This window comes from Rhizobium sp. LjRoot258 (assembly GCF_964254185.1).
Classification (GTDB): domain Bacteria; phylum Pseudomonadota; class Alphaproteobacteria; order Rhizobiales; family Rhizobiaceae; genus Rhizobium.
This window is the reverse complement of sequence record NZ_CAXUST020000003.1, coordinates 131,027-149,126: the sequence shown is the minus strand read 5'-3', so window position 1 is coordinate 149,126 and position 18,100 is coordinate 131,027. Positions and strand designations below refer to the sequence as shown.

14 protein-coding genes are annotated in these 18,100 nt (G+C 61.0%); 7 read left to right on the top strand and 7 right to left on the bottom strand.

The features are described 5' to 3' along the window. Positions 1–9: 9 nt before the first annotated feature. The 6 genes from ACSQ9D_RS29140 to ACSQ9D_RS29115 all read right to left on the bottom strand — a co-directional run bounded on the left by ACSQ9D_RS29140 (position 10) and on the right by ACSQ9D_RS29115 (position 6,298). Entirely contained in the window at positions 10–1,263 is a 1,254-nt protein-coding gene (locus tag ACSQ9D_RS29140) for an acyl-CoA dehydrogenase family protein (protein WP_436285321.1), read from the bottom strand. A 70-nt stretch (positions 1,264–1,333) separates the two neighbouring features. Then, positions 1,334–2,392: an aldo/keto reductase gene (locus tag ACSQ9D_RS29135; RefSeq protein ID WP_436285320.1), complete on the bottom strand. Its 1,059-nt coding sequence runs from the start codon at positions 2,390–2,392 to the stop codon at positions 1,334–1,336. A 13-nt stretch (positions 2,393–2,405) separates the two neighbouring features. Continuing rightward, positions 2,406–3,341, bottom strand: coding sequence for an ABC transporter ATP-binding protein (locus tag ACSQ9D_RS29130; RefSeq protein ID WP_436285319.1), 936 nt, complete (start codon positions 3,339–3,341; stop codon positions 2,406–2,408). Continuing rightward, positions 3,322–4,314, bottom strand: coding sequence for an ABC transporter ATP-binding protein (locus ACSQ9D_RS29125; RefSeq protein WP_436285318.1), 993 nt, complete (start codon positions 4,312–4,314; stop codon positions 3,322–3,324). Before ACSQ9D_RS29125 ends, ACSQ9D_RS29130 begins: the two co-directional genes overlap by 20 nt. Beyond that, a complete protein-coding gene (locus ACSQ9D_RS29120; protein WP_436285317.1) occupies positions 4,314–5,312 on the bottom strand; it encodes an ABC transporter permease in 999 nt (332 codons plus the stop codon). The genes ACSQ9D_RS29125 and ACSQ9D_RS29120 overlap by 1 nt, the downstream gene beginning before the upstream one ends. Next, entirely contained in the window at positions 5,309–6,298 is a 990-nt protein-coding gene (locus ACSQ9D_RS29115; RefSeq protein WP_436285316.1) for an ABC transporter permease, read from the bottom strand. The genes ACSQ9D_RS29120 and ACSQ9D_RS29115 overlap by 4 nt, the downstream gene beginning before the upstream one ends. A gap of 279 nt (positions 6,299–6,577) precedes the next feature. On the opposite strand from ACSQ9D_RS29115, the gene ACSQ9D_RS29110 reads away from it, so the two are divergent. The 4 genes from ACSQ9D_RS29110 to ACSQ9D_RS29095 are packed head-to-tail and all read left to right on the top strand — an operon-like array spanning position 6,578 to position 11,624. Beyond that, positions 6,578–8,182, top strand: coding sequence for an ABC transporter substrate-binding protein (locus ACSQ9D_RS29110; protein ID WP_436285315.1), 1,605 nt, complete (start codon positions 6,578–6,580; stop codon positions 8,180–8,182). 32 nt (positions 8,183–8,214) lie between these two features. Then, entirely contained in the window at positions 8,215–9,393 is a 1,179-nt protein-coding gene (locus ACSQ9D_RS29105) for an LLM class flavin-dependent oxidoreductase (RefSeq protein WP_436285314.1), read from the top strand. A gap of 11 nt (positions 9,394–9,404) precedes the next feature. After that, positions 9,405–10,442 carry an ABC transporter substrate-binding protein gene (locus tag ACSQ9D_RS29100; RefSeq protein WP_436285313.1) on the top strand — a complete coding sequence of 346 codons (1,038 nt, stop codon included), beginning with the start codon at positions 9,405–9,407 and terminating at the stop codon, positions 10,440–10,442. 21 nt (positions 10,443–10,463) lie between these two features. Continuing rightward, on the top strand, positions 10,464–11,624 hold the full coding sequence (locus ACSQ9D_RS29095) for an acyl-CoA dehydrogenase family protein (RefSeq protein ID WP_436285312.1): 1,161 nt from the start codon (positions 10,464–10,466) through the stop codon (positions 11,622–11,624). Between the two features lie 15 nt (positions 11,625–11,639). Here the strand turns inward: ACSQ9D_RS29095 and ACSQ9D_RS29090 are convergent, their stop codons facing one another. After that, a complete protein-coding gene (locus tag ACSQ9D_RS29090) occupies positions 11,640–13,013 on the bottom strand; it encodes an FAD/NAD(P)-binding protein (RefSeq protein ID WP_436285311.1) in 1,374 nt (457 codons plus the stop codon). A gap of 480 nt (positions 13,014–13,493) precedes the next feature. On the opposite strand from ACSQ9D_RS29090, the gene ACSQ9D_RS29085 reads away from it, so the two are divergent. The 3 genes from ACSQ9D_RS29085 to ACSQ9D_RS29075 all read left to right on the top strand — a co-directional run bounded on the left by ACSQ9D_RS29085 (position 13,494) and on the right by ACSQ9D_RS29075 (position 17,989). Next, positions 13,494–14,588, top strand: coding sequence for an LLM class flavin-dependent oxidoreductase (locus ACSQ9D_RS29085; RefSeq protein ID WP_436285310.1), 1,095 nt, complete (start codon positions 13,494–13,496; stop codon positions 14,586–14,588). A gap of 279 nt (positions 14,589–14,867) precedes the next feature. After that, positions 14,868–15,176, top strand: coding sequence for a DUF1778 domain-containing protein (locus ACSQ9D_RS29080; RefSeq protein ID WP_436285309.1), 309 nt, complete (start codon positions 14,868–14,870; stop codon positions 15,174–15,176). A 413-nt stretch (positions 15,177–15,589) separates the two neighbouring features. After that, positions 15,590–17,989 carry an arylsulfatase gene (locus ACSQ9D_RS29075; RefSeq protein ID WP_436285308.1) on the top strand — a complete coding sequence of 800 codons (2,400 nt, stop codon included), beginning with the start codon at positions 15,590–15,592 and terminating at the stop codon, positions 17,987–17,989. Positions 17,990–18,100 lie beyond the last annotated feature (111 nt).

Here is an 18,100-nt window from a genome sequence, read left to right as displayed (position 1 = left end):
CGGCCGATCTCAGAAGACCTTGCCTTCTTCCAGATGCGTCGTGGTTCCGTTGATGTAATAGTCTCCGACCACCCTTGCCTTGTGCAGCAGCGGGTTGTGGTTCAGCACCGTGCGGATGTTGCGCCAGTGCCGATCGAGATTGAGATGGCGGGAGGTCGCCGACCCGCCGCCAAGCTCGAAGACGTTGGTGGCGGCCGCAAGCGCGAGTTGCGAGGCGATGATCTGCGTGCGGGCCGTCGTCAGCGCACTTTCGATCAGGGCCGCTTCGATCGCCTCGTCTTCACCCCCTGCAAAGGCCACCACCGAGCGATCCAGCGCACGAGCACTCTCGCGGATCAACGTGTCGACAGCAAAGGAGCCTGCAGCAATCTCACCCAATATCTTCTGCACGAAGGGATCGGCATTGGCCGTCTCGGCCGCACTGTGGGCAGCCGACCGCGCCTGCCTGCGCACATAGTCGGTCCCTTCTGCGAGTGCGCCGCGCACCGCACCTGCCATTGAGGCGGCCAGGTGGAGCTGACGCAACGTCGAGGTGTGGCGACCGACAAGCGTGTTCAGACCCCGTCTGGAGATTTCGTGCGGTAATACCTCGACGTCTTCGAGCATCACGCCGCCGCTGGCCGTCAGCCGCTGGCCCATGCCGTCCCAGTCATCGAGAATGGTGATGCCTTTGCGATCCACCGGCAGCAGGACGCTGACGAACTCATCGTCGTCGTTCCTGGCGCTGAAAGAGGCAAAATCGGAAAAGGCTGTCCCCGTCGCATACCATTTCCGGCCGTTGAGGCGGTAGGTCTCGCCGGTTCTCGTCAACCGTGTCGTCACTTCGCCGGGGCGCTTGGTGCCCTGCTCGGTATGAGCACCCCCGAAAAGCTTGCCAGAGAGAACGCGGCCGAGCTGCGTTCGGTCGATGGCCGTATTGGGGCTGAGAATAAGGCTCTCGGTGAAATTGAAATGGCTGCGCAGCGCATGGGCAACGTTTGAGTCTGCTGCACCGATCGCCATGATCATGTCGATGTAGTCCGCGACCGATCCGCCCGGACCGCCGAGTGCCACCGGAATGCGTAACGCGCCGAGCCCAGCCTCTTTGAAAAGGTGGAAAGCTTCGAAAGGAAGCTCCCTCTCCAGGTCGCGCCTTGCCGCCTCTTTCGATATTTCGGCCGATAGCGTCGGGATCTTCGCGAGAAGCTCGGAAAGATTGTCCCCCTCCGCAGCCGGGCCGGGCGCGGCAGTGGCAGACAATGCTGAAGGAGCGATATTCGGCATTCAGGAACCTTCTCGGCGCTAAGGAAAAGAATGGAAGGATCCGCCAGCGGGGCGGATCCTCGAGGCATGTTCAGGCAACGGCGCGCGTCAGCGGCACCACATTGTCGATGCCGGAAGCAGTACTGCGCGGCACACGGCCTTCGACCGGATGGCTGGGATCGTTGAAGCCGGGTGTCGAGGGGTGCCCTGTCGTGACCAGTCGGTCGACCAGTGCCTCATCCTCAGCATCGAGCTTGACGTCGAGCGCGCGGATGTAGCTGTCCCAGTGCTCTTCCGTGCGTGGACCGGTGATGGCCGCCGAGATCAGCTTATTGTTGAGCACCCAGGCGAGCGCGAATTCCGTCGGTGATATCCCCTTGCGGGCGGCATGAGCGGCGATCTCGGTTGCAATGGCAATCGATTCAGGGCGCCATTCTGTTTCCAGGATGCGCTTGTCGCCACGACCGGCACGGGTGTCGGCGGCTGGCTCCTTGCCGGGTTCGTACTTGCCCGTCAGGACGCCGCGGGCAAGTGGCGAGTAGGAAACGACGCCGAGGCCGTAGTGATGGGCTGCAGGTAGCTGCTCGGCTTCGGCTGTGCGGTTGACGATGTTGTAGAGCGGCTGGCTTGCTACCGGACGATCGATGCCGAGCTCGTCGGCAAGATGGGCAATCTCGGCGATCCGCCAGCCACGGAAGTTCGAGACGCCGAAATAGCGAAGCTTGCCAGCGCGGATGAGGTCTGCAATGGCGCGTACCGGCTCTTCCAGAGGCGCGTCAAAGACAGCTCTGTGGAAGTAGAGGATGTCGATATAGTCGGTGTTGAGGCGGCGCAGCGAATTCTCGACCGTCTCGATCACCCACTTGCGCGAATGGCCGCCGAGGTTCGGACCCTTCTTGTGGGAGTTGACGAACTTGGTTGCCAGTACCCAGTGATCTCGATGCGCCTTGATGCCTTTGCCGACGACCTCCTCCGACTTGCCGTCGTGATAGACATCGGCAGTATCGATGAAGTTAATCCCCTGCTCGCGTGCCTTGTCGATGATGCGGAAAGCGACATCGTCGGGCGTCGGCCCACCAAACATCATGGTTCCCAAGCTGAGCGGTGATACCTTCAGCGCACTGCGCCCCAGATAGCGATAATCGACCATTTTCTTCTCCTTGTTACTGAGCGTGGTGACAGGCAGCGGCGTGGCCGGTGCCGAACTGGCGTAACGTCGGGTCTTCGGCCCGGCAGATAGCGGTTGCGAGCGGACAGCGCGTATGGAAGCGACAACCGGCAGGCGGATTGTGCGGACTCGGCAGATCGCCAGTGATGGGCGCGGCCTGCTTGCGGCGCGACGGATCGGGAACGGCCGCGAGCAGCGCTTGCGTGTAGGGATGCTTCGCATTGGCCCAGAGCTCGCTTGTCGGGGCACTTTCGACAATGCGCCCCAGATACATCACGAGCACGCGATCGGCGAAATAGCGCACGACCGAAAGATCGTGCGAAATGAAGAGGTAGGAAAGCGACAGCTCGGTCTTCATTTCGACCAGCAGATTGAGGATCTGTGCCTGGATGGAAAGATCGAGTGCTGAAACCGGCTCGTCGCAGATGACCAGCTCCGGTTGCAGGATGAGGGCACGGGCGATCCCGATACGCTGGCGCTGACCGCCTGAGAATTCGTGCGGATAGCGGTCCAGTGCGTCGGCGGGAAGCCCTACATGGGCAACCATCTGAGCCGCAATCGCCTCGCGGCGCTTGCGCTCGCCAACGCCATGAACGGCAAGCGGCGCAGTCAGGATGGCGCGGATCGTCTGCCGTGGATTGAGGGACGCGAACGGATCCTGGAAGATCATCTGGATGCTGCGGCGGACCGATTGCAGCTCGCTCCCCGACATGGCGGTCACGTCCCTGCCCTTGAAGGTCACACGGCCCGAGGATGGGTCGACGAGCCGCACCAGCGATTTGCCGAGCGTGGACTTGCCACAGCCCGACTCCCCGACCAGCGCCACGGTCTCGCCTTCGGCGATCTCCAGCGAGACGCCGTCCACAGCACGCACGGTGCCGGTGGTTCCGGGATAATGGGTCGAAAGCCGATCAACCGACAGGAGCGACATGGGCGACCTCCGCAATTGCTGGAACATAGGGGCACGCAACCTGCCGACCGGCTGAAAGAGCGGTGAGCTGAGGGACACTGAAGCCGCAGGCCGGCCGCGCGACGGGACAGCGCGGGCGGAAGGAGCAGCCCTTCTCGCCGGCCGCCGACACGATCGAGCCCGGGATTTCTAAGAGCGGGCCGTCACGGTAGTGATAGTCGGCCTTCAGGCGCGGCGAGGCCGACAGCAGGCCGTGCGTATAGGGATGGTAGGGCGTCTCGAACACCTGATCGGGCAACCCCTCCTCGATCTTGCGCCCCGCATACATGACGACGACGCGATCTGCCCATTGTGCGACGATACCAAGATCGTGGGTAATAAGGATCACGGCCATCTGCAGCTGGACGCGAAGATTGTCGAGCAGTTGCAGCACTTGCGCCTGTATCGTCACGTCGAGCGCGGTCGTGGCTTCATCGGCGATCAAAAGTTTCGGATTGCAGGCAACGGCAATCGCGATCATGACGCGCTGGCGCATTCCGCCAGAAAGCTGGTGAGGATATTCGTCGATACGACGGGCGGCTTCCGGAATACTGACGAGATCCAATAGCGCGATGGCGCGCTCGCGCGCCTGGCGCCGGGTCAGATTCTCGTGAATGCGCAGCACCTCGATGATCTGATCACCGATCGTCAGCACCGGATTGAGCGATGTCATCGGCTCCTGAAAGATCATCGCGATATCGCGGCCACGAATGCGGCGCAGCTCGCGTTCGGAAAGACCAATAAGGTTGCGACCGCCGAAGAGGATCTGTCCGCCGGCGCGTGCCTGCCGCGGCAGCAACCCCATCAGACCAAGCGCCGTCAGCGATTTGCCCGAGCCGGATTCGCCGACGATCGCCAGCATCTCGCCCGGATTTGCAAAAAAGCTGACGCTCTTGACAGGCTCGGCAGACGGGAAGCGCACAGAGAAGTCGGAAACCTCCAGGAGCTTTGTCATCAGCGTTCCTCCGCAAAACGCGGGTTGAGCGCGTCATTGAGACCGTCGCCGATCAGGTTGAGAGCAAGCACTGTGAAGACGATCGCAAGACCAGGCAGCGCCGTCAGGTACCAGGCGGTGCGGATGACATCGCGTCCCGCACCGATCATCGAGCCCCAGGAGACCCGATTGGGATCGCCGAGCCCCATGAAGGACAGCGCTGATTCCATCAAAATGGCGCTTGCCACCATCACCGAGGAGGTGACGATCAGTGGCGGCAGGGCGTTCGGCAGGATCTCGCGGAAGATGATGCGCGCATGGCCGAAGCCGAGGCTGCGGGCGGCAAGCACGTAGTCCTTCTCGCGAATGGCCCTGAATTCGGCACGGGTCAGCCGCGCCACGGTCGTCCAGCTGACGATCGCGATCGCAACCGTAACGGTTGCTGTCGTCGGCTGGGCAATGGCGACGAGGACGACAAGCAGCACAAAGCTCGGAATGGTCTGGAATATCTCGATGAACTTGACGAGCACATCGTCGACCAGGCCGCCGAAATATCCCGCGATGGCACCGATGGCAATCCCGGCCGTCAGTCCAAGTGCGGTGGCTGCAAGCCCAACGGTCAGGGAGATCCGCGCCCCATGGACAATGCCGGCCAGCACATCACGCCCCATGGAGTCGGTGCCAAGCGGATAGGCTGGATTCTGGCCCGGCCAGAGGAACGGCCTCGCCACCATCTCCAGCGGATCGCCCGGATAGAGGAGTGGTGCCAACAAAGCTGAAAGAGCAACGACAAGGAGGATGCCTGTGCCAAAGAGTGCATTGGGATTGGCTAGGAAGACCTTCACCTCGCGCCGCATGCCGCGCCAGATGGTGCCCGACACCGACGCACGCACGTCGGGCGCATGGATATGTGCCCAGCGCGGCGGCTTCGGCGGGGCCGGCTGGTTGTCCTCGAGCTTTGCCTGCGGCGCAAAGTCGATCGCCCGACCGGCAAGAGTTCCAAGTTTTGGACTGTTCATCGACTTGCTCCAATTCGGGGATCGATCCACGCCTGCAAGAGGTCGACGGCGGCATTGGCGACGATCACGAGGAAGGAAGACAGCAGGAGTATGCCGAGCAGCACGCTGAAATCGCGCGCCATGACGGCTTCGAATGCCAGTCGGCCTAGTCCCGGCCAGCTGTAGACAGTCTCGACCACGACCGCACCGCCCAGCATGCCGCCCAAGTGCATTCCAGCCATCGTCGTAATGGGGATAAGGGCATTGCGCAGGACGTGGCGCGTCGTCAGCACGAAGGGCGAGACACCCTTGGCGCGTGCCGTGCGCACGAAATCCTGCGACTTGACCTCCAGCATCGAGGCGCGCGTCAACCGTGCATAGATCGCGAGGTAGAAGAGTGCCAGCGAGGTGGCCGGCAGCACCATGTAGCGCGCCCTGTCGATCAATTCCGGCAATCCCGTCAGCCGTGAGCCGATCGTGCTGTCGCCGCCGCTCGGCAACCAGCCGAGCTTGACGGAAAACAGAAGGATCAGCATCAGACCGATCCAGAAGCCAGGGATCGAATAAAACAGCAGCGAAACGACGGAGATGATGCGGTCAGGCAAACGCCCGGAGAAGGTTGCCATCAGCGAACCGAGCAGCAGCCCGACGGCAATTGCGATCGCCAGAGCCGCCAGCATCAGCACAAGTGTGCCGGGCAGGCGCTGACCAATCAGATCGGCGACAGGCATGCCGTAGCGCGGGGAGAAGCCCAGGCTGAAGTGCGCGAGGTTGTTCAGGTAGTTGGCCAGCTGAACAAGGATAGGATTGTCCAGTCCGAAGCGCTCCCGCAACGCGGCCATGGTCTCCACCGTCGCCGAACCCGATTCTGCCGCCATGACATCGGCCGCATCGCCCGGTGCCAGCTTCAACAAAAAGAAATTCAAAATGACGATCCCGAGCATAGTGGGAACGGTCTGAATAATCGTCCTGCCGATGGTTCGTCCGATCCGCCTGTACGCCGACATGTGTCCCCGCCTCGCGATCTGAAAAAGATTTCGCCTCGTTTTGTTGCGTAAGTAGTTGACTAATTCTGTGGGTTTTGTCAAATCCATATAGGTAAATAATTCCAACGGTATCGTTCTGTGACCTATTTTTAGGAACAGAATACCCCGAATTGGTACGCTATGGAATTTTATGCCACATCATCGTGATCGACTGGCAAAAATCTCTACGCCGGGAGTGATCTGCGGAATGGTACCGAACCAGGCCCCAAGCGGCCTTTGAGATCATGAGGGTTGAACAAAATGTCACTATTCCCGGCACCCACACGCCGCAGCTTCCTCCTTGCCTCGGTCGCAATTGGCGTCACGGCGGCAGCCAGGCTTCCAGCCTTTGCTGCAGCAACGCGCGGAGGCACAGCAACGCTCCTGCTCTCGGCCGAGCCACCTGTCCTGACAACGATTGCCCACACGGCGTTCAATGCGGTCTACGTATCGCCGAAGACGACGGAAGGCCTTCTCACCTACGATTTCGAGCTGAACCCGCGTCCGTTGCTCGCCAAGCAATGGACCATCAGTCCCGATGGTCTGACCTACACATTCAAGCTGCGCGAGGGCGTGAAATGGCATGACGGGCAGCCTTTCACCTCCGCCGATGTCGCCTTCTCGATCAAGACCCTGAAGGAGGTGCACCCGCGCGGGCGCAACACCTTCCTCAATCTCGTCGACATCGAAACGCCCGACGCGCTGACGGCCATTCTGAAACTGTCAAAACCGGCGCCCTATCTGATCACCGCTCTTGCCGCATCCGAAACGCCGATCGTGCCGCGCCACGTCTATGATGGCACCAAGGTTGCGGAGAACCCAGCCAACCTGGCGCCAATCGGCACCGGCCCCTTCAAGTTCAAGGAATGGGTGCGCGGCAGCCACATCGTTTATGAACGCAACCCCGACTACTGGGATCAGCCGCGCCCCTATCTCGACCAGTTGATCGTCCGCTTCATTCCGGATGCAGCGGCGCGATCGATCGCGATCGAGACCGGCGAAATCGACCTTGCGCCGTCAACGCCCGTGCCGCTCAGCGATCTCGAGCGGCTGAAGGGCGTCGAAGCGCTCGCCTTCGAAACCAACGGCTACCAATATGCGAACGGCGTCAGCCGCATCGAGTTCAATCTCGAGCGTCCTTTCTTTAAGGACGTACGGGTGCGCCGCGCCTTTGCCCATGTCATCGACCGCAACGTCATCCTGAACACCATCAACTATGGCTATGGCGCCGCTATCCCGGGCCCGATCAATCCCCATCTGGCAAAATGGTATGTGCCCGATCTCAAGACCTATCCGATCGATCTGGCCGCGGCCGAAAAACTCCTGGATGAGGCCGGCTACCCGCGCGGCGCCGACGGCATACGCGCCCGCATCAATCTAGACTACGTGCCGAGCGGCGAGACCTATCCACGGGGATCCGAATACATCCGTCAGGCGCTTGCCAAGGTCGGCATCGACGCGACGGTCCGCAGTCAGGATTTTGCAACCTACACCAAGCGCATCTACACGGATCGCGACTTCGACTTCGCCTTCGAAGGCATGAGCAACCTCTTCGATCCGACGGTCGGCGTACAGCGCCTCTACTGGAGCAAGAACTTCAAGCCCGGCGTGCCATTCTCCAACGGAGCGGCCTACAGCAATCCGAAGGTCGATCAGCTGCTTGAAGCAGCTGCCGTCGAAGTCGATCCGGAAAAGCGCGTAGCGCAGTGGCGCGACATCCAGCAGATCCTCGTCGAGGACGTGCCGGCGATCGACATCGTCAGCCAGCCGGAACTGACGATCTATAACAAGCGCATCTCCGATCACACCGTTGGTGGCGAAGGCGTGGCCGGCAGCCTGGCCTATGCCTACGTGGCCGCATCCTGATCATCCAACGACGACAAACGGGAGCATTATGCATGTCCATTCAACATCGTCCCGGTTCGATCGTTGGCCTGCCGGAATTTGCGGGCCCGACCGACTTTGCCGAAAGCCCCTTGTCGCAGGCGCTCAAGCAACCGCTTCTTCTCGGCCTCTTCCTGCCGATCCAGGCCGGCGGTTGGACCCAATCAACGCTGGAAAGATCGACTGACTGGCGTTTCGACTACAACAAGGCTCTGACGCTGAAGGCCGAAGAACTCGGATTCGATCTCGTCTTTGCGCTGTCGCAATGGCTGCCGAAGGGCGGCTATGGTGGCGTCTTCGACGGCCAGGCACTGGACAGCTTTGTATCGACGGCGGCATTGGCGGGCCTCACGAAGAAAATCATGCTGATTTCGACCATGCACGTGCTCTATGGCCCGTGGCATCCCTTGCATCTGGCAAAGTTCGGGGCAACGCTCGATCACATCACCGGCGGGCGCTGGGGCATCAATGTGGTGACCGGTCATCGCGCGGTCGAACATGAAATGTTCGGCTGGCCGCGCATCGAACACGATAAGCGGTATGAGCTCGCAGCCGAATTCCTGGAAGTTGTACAGCGCCTGTGGAGCGACACGGAAAATTTCTCCTTCGAAGGAGAAAGCAGCTGGAAACTCGGCGGCGGCTTCGTGACCCCAAAGCCGAATTTCGGCCGTCCGATCCTCGTCAACGCCACCGGTTCCGATGCAGGAATTGCCTTTGCAGGCCGCTACTCGGATATCGTCTTCATCACCAGTCCGACGGGTGCCGACATCGACAGTGCCCTGCAATCGCTACCGGCGCATACGAAGCGGGTCAAGGACGCCGCAATCGACGTCGGCCGCAAGGTCCGCACGCTTCTCAACCCGATGGTGATCTGCCGGCCCACAGAGAAGGAGGCCTGGGAGTTGGCCGAGGAAATTGTTGCCCATGCCGATCATCGCTCGCCACAGGGCTTCCAGTCGCTGAATTCGGACGCGCAGGCCTGGAAGGGGCGCGATCCCCAGGATCCCTACCGCGCCATCGGCGGCAACATCCGCGTCATCGGCTCGCCCGAACAAGTGGTCGATCAGTTCGTGAAGCTGAAGGAGGCTGGCGTCGACGGCCTGCAGCTCAGCTTCTTCGACTTCCGCGACGATCTCGAATTCTTCGGTTCGCACGTCCTTCCCCTGATGAAACAAGCTGGCCTGCGCCACTGAGGAGAAGCGCCATGACAAGCAATGCCATTTCCGAAATCTGGTATACGCGCTGCCCCGTACCGACGCCTGTCGGCCTTGCCGCACAGCTCGGTTACCTCGAAGAAAATTTCCGCAAGGAGGGGGTGACGCTGAAGTCGATCATCGATTCACCCGATCGCAGCATCCGCCAGAGCCATTTCAACCACACGCTCGACTGGTCGTTCCGCCATGGCGGCAACGTGCCGCCGATCCGGGCGCGTTCGGAGGGGCGCAAGACGCGGCTCGTCGGCATCACCTGGACCGATGAGTTTCAGGCGATCATCACCCTGCCGGAAACCGGTATAAAGACGACGAAGGATCTGAAGGGGCGCCGCTTCGGCATTGCCCGCCGCCCGGAAGGCATCGTCGATTTCATGCGCGCCACCGCATTGAAGGGCCTCGTTTCGGCGCTTTCGCTCGAAGACCTGGCACTTAGCGATGTCGAGATCGTCGATATAGCTCTTGCCGATTCGGTGCTGTCGACGCAGGAGGGCCATTCGCTTTTCGGGCTGAAACGCCGGCAGGCATATGGCGAGGAAGTTGCCGCACTCATCCGCGGCGACGTGGACGCCATCTACGTGAAGGGAACGGCGGGCATCAATGTCGCAAACCTCATCGGTGCTGTCCAGGTCGTCGAATTCGGCTTTCACCCCGATGCGAAGATCCGCATCAATTCCGGTTCGCCGCGCGTGCTGACGGTGGACGAACGCCTGGCCGACGAGCGGCCGGATCTCGTCGCCCGCCTGCTGGAATCGATTTTCAAGGCAAGCACATGGGCTGAAGCCCATCCGGAGGAGACGAGGCGCTTCGTTGCGCGTGAATCCGGCGCCAGCGAAGAGCAGGTGCTCGCCGCCAATGGCCCCGATATCCATAGGCATCTCGGCCTCGGGCTTCAGCCGGAGCTCGTCGACGCCATCGGCCACTACAAGGATTTCCTGCGTGATTTCGGCTTTCTTGAAAACGACTTCAACGTCGCCCTCTGGGTCGATCGCCGCCACATCGACGGCTTTAACCGGCGCGCTGTGGCCTGAGCCAAAAGGACGTTCGATACGATGCTTCAGCAACCGACCGATCCGTTGGACAAGGCCCGGCGGCTCGCCGTGGATTTTGCCGAGCGCGCCGCCCACTATGACTCGACACGAGAGTTTCCCTTCGAAAACTTCACGCGTCTGTTCGAGGCCGGACTGCTTGGCCTTGTGACCGCACGCGAGCACGGCGGCCATGGCGGTGGGCTTGCCGAGGCACAGGCAGTGGTGAGCGAGATCGCGCGCGGCGAACCTTCGACTGCGCTCGTTCTCGCCATGCATTACAACAGCCACTATAGCCTGCGCCGCTTCGGAAAATGGCCTACCCATCTCGCCGAACGGGTGCTGTCGGCAAACAGGCTGGGCCCTGCCCTGATCAACGCCGCCCAGGCCGAGCCTCGCATCGGCTCTCCCGCTCATGGAGCATTGCCCGAAACGATCGCGCATCGTGATGGCGACAGCTGGCGTATTACCGGCCACAAGAGCTACGTCACCGGCATCCCCGTTCTCAAATGGGTATCGCTGCTGGCGCTGACCGATGAGAAGGAGCCGCGGCTTGCTTCCTTCCTCGTACCGACCGACAGCCCGGGCCTCCGGATCGAGAAGACATGGAACGCCGCCGGCATGCACGCAACGGCCAGCGACGATATCATACTCGACGATGTCGTCGTGCCGCTTCAGGACGTCATCGAAGCTCAGCCCGCATCGGAGCCGATCCGTCGCGAAGAGCACGCAACAGCCTTCTTCTTCTCGCTCATCGGCGCGGTCTACCATGGCGTGGCAGTTTCTGCGCGCGACCGCGTGCTCGCTTTTGCCGCCCATCACAGGCCCGCAAGCCTCGGCTCACCGATCGCTACCGTGCCGCGGATCCAGGACGGACTGGGAGAGATCGAGGTTCGGCTTGCCACCAACGCCAGACTTTTGCGTTCGCTTGGCGAAGACGTCGATGCCGGCAGACCTGTTGGAATGGACGGCATGAGCGTTCGCCACGTTGTCATCGACAATGCCGTTGCAATTACCAGCCTTGCCCTCGACCTTGCCGGAAACCCGGGCCTGAACCGTGATTTTCAGCTTGAGCGCCATCACCGCGACGCCATAACGGGGCGCTCTCATGCGCCACAGAACCACATGATCAGAACGATCGCCGCCCGAAACGCGCTCGGCCACATAACGCCGCCGCAATCTTGACACTGCATGGCCGGCTCAACCGTCGTCCTGCCTGGTCCTAGCCCAAAGGCGCTCGGCGATCGCTTCTGCTACCTTGCGGGCCTGCACCCGTAGATCAGGTACGGCGGTGATTTCCCAGAACTGGCCGGCAGTCAGCGCACCCACGGCGTAGATGGAAGCACCATTTTCCGCGGTTTTCGGGATGCGCGACTGAGGATCGACTATGATGCCGAGCCCAAGTGGATCGGCTTCGATCAAACCCTGGTGCTGCATCTCGCGCAATAGCGGCGAATGCGCGATACCTGCTCGTTCCATGCCGGTGCAGTTCACGATCCAATCGGTCTGAATGGACCGGACATCGCGCCGCCCCCTGGCCCGAAAGCAAAGCGTGAGCCGATCTCCATCTTCGACGTTGAGCAGGTAACCCGCGTGGAGCGCGATCTGTCCGCTTCTTGTTATCTCCTCAAATCGCTCGAAGACATCGGGGGCGACCCGGTGTCGATGGATGTTCCACCACGGCAGAGCGTGGCGCAAAAACCGGCTTCGTTCGGACAACGGCAAGCGCTGCCAAAGCGCCTGAGTCTGCGGACGCAGGCCGTCCATGACGCTGCGCCAATCATCGACACGCCTGCTTTCCCGGCGCAGTGTCCTCATGAGTTCGCTCAATCTGGTCGGCAGCGTCGCAATATCGAGTTCCGCCGGGGGCTTCGGCGCACGCACGTGGCTGAGTGGTGCAAGACCGCGCCTGGAGATGACATCGATATGACCCTTGAAGCCGTGAGCATGAAGGGCGAGAAGCTGATCGATCATCGTCAGCCCCGAACCGAGGATGCAGACGCTGTCTTCGGACGCCACGCGCCCGAGCCACGACAACCGCCAGGGATTGTCGACGACATGACTGGCCCCGATCGCTGACAGTCCGGACAAGTCAATCGGCAGTTTGGCGCTTCCAACGCCGAGGCAAAGCACGATGTTGCGACCTGCGATCTCGTTGCCGTTGTCGAACAGAAAGCCGAGGGCCGCGTTGTAGCGCCCAACGCACCCCGTCGCTTTTGCCTTGATGAAATCGACCCGGCAGCGCGGCTTTTTTCGAAGAAGCCCGGCCAGACTGTCGCGGATGTAAAGGCCGTAATCCTGGCGGGAAGCGAAATCGCCAGCACCCAGGGGCCGCTTGTGCTCGGCAAGCCAATCGACGAATGCCTCTGGTCGATCCGCAAACAGGCTCATACGCCCCGCCGGCACGTTGAGGCGGTGCAGATAAAGCTCCGTCCGGTAGGCAGTACCGCGCCCGAACCCCGGATCGTCGCCGACGACCGCGACGGAGGAGGAGGCCGGCAACAGTTCGATGAGATTGCAGACGCTGGCAATTGCGGAAAATCCAGCGCCGACGATCACCACATCATAGACCATCGCACACCGTTCTCCGCCTTGAGCAACTACCAGAACGCCGTGGCTCGTCACGGAGTTCCGTGAGCGAGATCTTGTCTCCCGTTTGATCTCCGATAGCCGCTTCGCCCGAAGACCGTGCGCGAACCAAAATCGCCTCCCTAGGTCAGAAAATAGAATAATCTATCTTCTCTATAAACGTAATAGCAATTAGATTTCATCCCCGAAAGAAGGGATATGGGCAACCGGTCGCATCGAAATACGAGATTGAACACAGGCTGAGAAGCAATCCATCCATGGGTGACCACCAAAATCATACAGGACACCGGACGCACATTCATTGAGTAGCACGACACAATTTTCTGGTGGTGCCGGAGCCGCTTCACCGATGCGGACAAGGCTGAACGCGCAGCACATCGGCTCTTGTCACCTTTGTTTTGGAGTGACCGGTCCCCGGCTGTCGCTCTGTTCCTTCAGTCCATCAGCGCGCAGGCAATTCGCATCATGAGCGGCAACTCCGAATTTCTCTGGTACATTCCCAACGACGTCAAGCCGGGCCATCGCGGCGATTCGGCGATTGAACATCACAACAGCTTGGATACGCTGACCGAACAGGCAAAGGCGCTGGAAGACCATGGCTGGAAGGGAGCACTCATCGGGACCGGCTGGGGCCGACCCGATACCTTCACGGTCGCGACTTCACTCGCAGCCCGGACCACGACCTTCGAGCCGCTGATTGCGGTTCGTCCCGGCTATTGGCGACCAGCAAACTTCGCCTCGGCCGCCGCAACACTCGACCACCTGACCGGCGGGCGCATTCGCGTTAACATCGTCTCCGGTCAGGACAATCTTTCTGCCTATGGCGACAGCGAAGGCGATCAGGCCCACCGCTACGCCCGCACGAAGGAGTTCATGCGGCTTGTGCGCAGGCTTTGGACCGAAGAGACCGTCACTTATGAAGGGCAGCACTTTCGAGTCAGTCAATCGAACGTCGCGCCACGCATAGAGGTACGCGGTAAGCGTCGCCACCCCAAACTCTACTTTGGCGGTGCGTCGGAGGCAGCGGAGCGGGTGTCGGCCACTGAAGCCGACGTTCAGCTTTTCTGGGGGGAGCCGATTGACGGTGTCAGCGAACGGATCGAGCGCCTTAAGGGACTTTGCAGGAGGCTCGACCGCGACCTGCCGCCTCTGGAGTTCGGATTGCGCATCACGACACTCGTGCGTGACACCACGCAGCAGGCCTGGGCCGACGCCGAAGCGAAGGTAGCCGCGATGGCCAAGAACGCAGGTGCAGGGTGGAATGACCACAGACAGTCCGTGGCCGTCGGACAGCAGCGATTGCTCGACCTCCATACGCGCGGTGATGTCCTTGACGACAACCTTTATACTGCCCCGGGCAAATACGGGGGCGGAGGCGCCGGCACCACATGGCTTGTGGGCTCTGCAGCAGACGTCGCGCGTTCACTGCGCAAGTACGAGGATCTGGGCGTGACGCATTTCGTCCTCTCGGATACACCTTACCTGGCCGAAATCCGGCGGCAGGGTGACCAACTGCTTCCGCTGTTGCGCCGCTATGACACTGGCGCGAGGGCCACGTGAAGCTGAATAAGTCTTCGATCATAACCGCGGCCTGGCTTGTGATCATGTTCGGCCTCGTCGCGCCCAATCCTTTTGGCTGAAATATCGCCCACCAGGACGGCGAGCTGGCATTATCGGTGGACTGAAGCGGAAATATCGCCTCTGTTTGATGGCTCTCAACAGGAACGCCTCGACGAGAGGAGGGTCATCCTTCGGCTCCTTCTGCGTTAGATCGGCCATTGCATTGGCTCCTACGCTGTTTTGACGTACAGAATGTTTGCCACATTGCAGGAGGCGACAATGCTTGCTTTCGAAGACATGACTGCGGATATCGAAGAGCCCAACGATGCACGGATGAATTTCCGGACGAAGAAACGCATCAAGAAGGCTATCCAGCGCGCGGCCGCACTCCCAGGCGTTGACGACTCGGCGTTCACGATTAATGCCGCGTATCAGTCCGCTATGTCGACGATCGCGGCCCCTGAATTGACCTTATTGACGCCTGCAGACTACCGGTCGTTCTTCGACGCGCTCGATAATCCTCCGGCCCCGACAGACAAACTGAGGGATGCCTTCAAACGTCATGCAGAGTCTGTCGTTTCCAAGTAATGACAGACAACGAAGTTCGAGCCGCTCGATCCTGCAAAGCACGATCGGGCGGCTTTTTCCTGCGGCGTCGCCCAAGTCGACAATTTCCTTAAAAGGACGGCCAACAAGCTGTCGAAGGCCGACAACATCCGCGTCTACGCAATGACTGATGACGACGGAAAGACCGTAATCGGCTTCTACGCCATCAACACCCATTCAATACACTACAGCTTGTTGGCCCCTTAAGAGGCCCTGTATCATACGGTAAGATACTTCCGTGGGTGGTAGCACTCTGATACTCTCCGCAATCTTACGGCTAGTTGATCGATACGTCGGCCCGTCCTGAACTTTGCAGCACATATGAGCGCCACTATAAAGCGGGACATTCGCTCGCTCTTCCCGTTTGCCTACGGTTCAACAGGGAGCAATCAACGATGAAAACGTGCGTCTACCTCGCAGTGCTCGCCGCCAGTTGTTTTTCAGTCTTTCCCGCCACCGCCCAGGAAGCTACCGGGGCTACCGGTTCACCCAGCGCCACGTCGACTATCGACGGCCAGTCGCTTCCAGCGGCACCGCCAACGTTTGGGGGGACCATCAATTTAGACGCTAAAGACTCCACGCCGTGGTGGCCGCCCAAGGTAGTGCCGCCGAAGGGCGCGCCGAACGTCCTGCTGATCATGACCGACGACGCGGGCTATGGTGTCTCAGGCACCTTCGGCGGCGTCATCCCGACGCCGACGCTCGATCAGGTCGCGGCCGACGGCCTGCGCTATACCCAGTTCCACTCCACCGCGCTGTGCTCGCCCACCCGTGCCGCGCTGATCACAGGGCGCAACCACCATTCGGCGGGCTTCGGGGTAATTGCCGAGCAGTCCACTGGCTTTCCGGGGTATGATGCGATCATTGGTCCGAACAACGGCACGATAGGTTCGATCCTCAAGGACCACGGCTACGCCACCTCTTGGTTAGGCAAGAACCACAATACCCCGACCTACGCGCTCTCCACCTCGGGGCCGTTCGACCAGTGGCCCTCCGGCATGGGCTTCGACTATTTTTACGGTTTCCAAGGCGGCGAGTCCAACCAATGGACGCCTTGGCTGTTCCGTAACCACGATCAGATCTTTCCGTGGAAGGACCAGCCCGGCTACAACCTGATTACCGGCATGGCCGACGACGCCATCGACTATCTGCGCAAAGTCAATGCCGCAACGCCGGAGAAGCCATTCTTCATGTACTATGTTCCCGGCGCAACCCACGCCCCGCACCATCCCACGAAGGAGTGGATCGACAAGTTCAAGGGCAAGTTCGACATGGGCTGGAACGCCATGCGCGACGAGATCTTCGCCAACCAGAAGCGGCTCGGCGTGATCCCGGAAAACGCCCAGCTGACGCCGTGGCCTGATGACCTGCCGAAGTGGGACACTCTCGATGCCGACAGCAAGAAGATGTTCGCCCGTCAAGCGGAAGTATATGCCGCCTATGTCGCTTATGCCGACTACGAGATCGGCCGGGTGATCGACGAGGTCCGTAAGCAAGGCAAACTCGACAACACGCTGATCATTTACATCGAGGGCGACAACGGCACCAGTGCCGAGGGTTCGACCATCGGCACCGCCTTCGACCTGGCGGCGATCCAGGGGATCAACATGCCGGTAGCTGACCAGCTGAAATACTATGACGCCTGGGGCGACCCGACGACGGAACCGCATATGTCGGTCGCTTGGTCCTGGGCCTTCGACACACCATTCAAATGGACCAAGCAGATCGCCTCGCACTTCGGCGGCACCCGGCAGGGCATGGCGATGTCCTGGCCGGGACATATCACCGACAAGGGTGGCATCCGCAGCCAGTTCCACCATGTGATCGACATCGTGCCGACGATCCTCGAAGCCACCGGCATCCAAGCGCCGCAAACGGTGAACGGCATCGCCCAAAAGCCGATCGAAGGCGTCAGCATGGCCTATACCTGGTCTAAGGGGGCCAAGGACGTACCCTCCGCTCGCACGACCCAGTATTTCGAGATGTTCGGCGATCGCGCGATCTACCATGAAGGCTGGATTGCCTCGACCACACCGCCGGCCGGGCCCTGGCTGATGGGACTCGGCCAGCTGCCCGATGTGATCGACGGGTATAATTGGGAGCTTTACGATCTGACCAAGGACTATTCGCAAGCCAACGACCTCGCGGCAAAGGAACCAGCGAAGCTCAAGGAGCTGCAGGATCTCTTCCTGGTGGAAGCCGCGAAGTACCAGGTGTTGCCGCTGGATAACTCCGTCGCCGCGCGCTTACTCGCGCCACGGCCAAGTGCCACCGCGGGGCGAACCGAGTTCGTCTATTCGGGCGAACTCTCGGGCTTGCCAGCCGCCTCAGCGCCCAATCCGCTAACCCGCTCCTATACGATCACTGCCGACCTCGAGGTCCCGCAGGGCGGCGGGGAAGGCGTGATCAACACGCTCGGCGGCCGCTTCGGCGGTTACGGCCTCTATTTGCTCAAGGGCAAGCCAGTCTTCACCTACAATATGCTAGGACTGGAGCGCTTTCGGTGGGCCAGCGAGGTGGCGCTGACACCCGGCAAGCACAGCATCGTCTTCGACTTCACGTACGAGGGACCGGGCTATGGCAAGGGCGGCAAGGGTGTGCTGAGCGTTGACGGCGCGATGGTGGCCGAGCAGTCCATTCCGCACACCATACCGTTCCTGGTGACGATCGACGAGTCGTTCGACGTGGGTGTCGACACCCGCAGCCCGGTCGACGACAGCGACTACCAGGTGCCCTTCCGCTTCACCGGCACGCTCGACAAGCTGACGGTGAAGGTCGGGCCGCCGCAGATCTAGTTGGCCCGGACCGCGGCCTGTCACCTTTAGCCCGCCTTGAAGATCGAGAGGGCATAGCCTCGTCTTTGGTTGCGCAAGGCAACGAATGGAAGAAGAAATCCTTGAGGATCC

Excerpts from the sequence above, each read along its gene's own strand:
- ACSQ9D_RS29105 (WP_436285314.1), top strand. The coding sequence starts at position 8,215 with ATGTCCATTCAACATCGTCCCGGTTCGATCGTTGGCCTGCCGGAATTT.
- ACSQ9D_RS29140 (WP_436285321.1), bottom strand. The coding sequence starts at position 1,263 with ATGCCGAATATCGCTCCTTCAGCATTGTCTGCCACTGCCGCGCCCGGC.
- ACSQ9D_RS29115 (WP_436285316.1), bottom strand. The coding sequence starts at position 6,298 with ATGTCGGCGTACAGGCGGATCGGACGAACCATCGGCAGGACGATTATT.
- ACSQ9D_RS29110 (WP_436285315.1), top strand. The coding sequence starts at position 6,578 with ATGTCACTATTCCCGGCACCCACACGCCGCAGCTTCCTCCTTGCCTCG.
- ACSQ9D_RS29090 (WP_436285311.1), bottom strand. The coding sequence starts at position 13,013 with ATGGTCTATGATGTGGTGATCGTCGGCGCTGGATTTTCCGCAATTGCC.
- ACSQ9D_RS29100 (WP_436285313.1), top strand. The coding sequence starts at position 9,405 with ATGACAAGCAATGCCATTTCCGAAATCTGGTATACGCGCTGCCCCGTA.
- ACSQ9D_RS29125 (WP_436285318.1), bottom strand. The coding sequence starts at position 4,314 with ATGACAAAGCTCCTGGAGGTTTCCGACTTCTCTGTGCGCTTCCCGTCT.
- ACSQ9D_RS29130 (WP_436285319.1), bottom strand. The coding sequence starts at position 3,341 with ATGTCGCTCCTGTCGGTTGATCGGCTTTCGACCCATTATCCCGGAACC.
- ACSQ9D_RS29075 (WP_436285308.1), top strand. The coding sequence starts at position 15,590 with ATGAAAACGTGCGTCTACCTCGCAGTGCTCGCCGCCAGTTGTTTTTCA.
- ACSQ9D_RS29120 (WP_436285317.1), bottom strand. The coding sequence starts at position 5,312 with ATGAACAGTCCAAAACTTGGAACTCTTGCCGGTCGGGCGATCGACTTT.
- ACSQ9D_RS29085 (WP_436285310.1), top strand. The coding sequence starts at position 13,494 with ATGAGCGGCAACTCCGAATTTCTCTGGTACATTCCCAACGACGTCAAG.
- ACSQ9D_RS29135 (WP_436285320.1), bottom strand. The coding sequence starts at position 2,392 with ATGGTCGATTATCGCTATCTGGGGCGCAGTGCGCTGAAGGTATCACCG.
- ACSQ9D_RS29095 (WP_436285312.1), top strand. The coding sequence starts at position 10,464 with ATGCTTCAGCAACCGACCGATCCGTTGGACAAGGCCCGGCGGCTCGCC.
- ACSQ9D_RS29080 (WP_436285309.1), top strand. The coding sequence starts at position 14,868 with ATGCTTGCTTTCGAAGACATGACTGCGGATATCGAAGAGCCCAACGAT.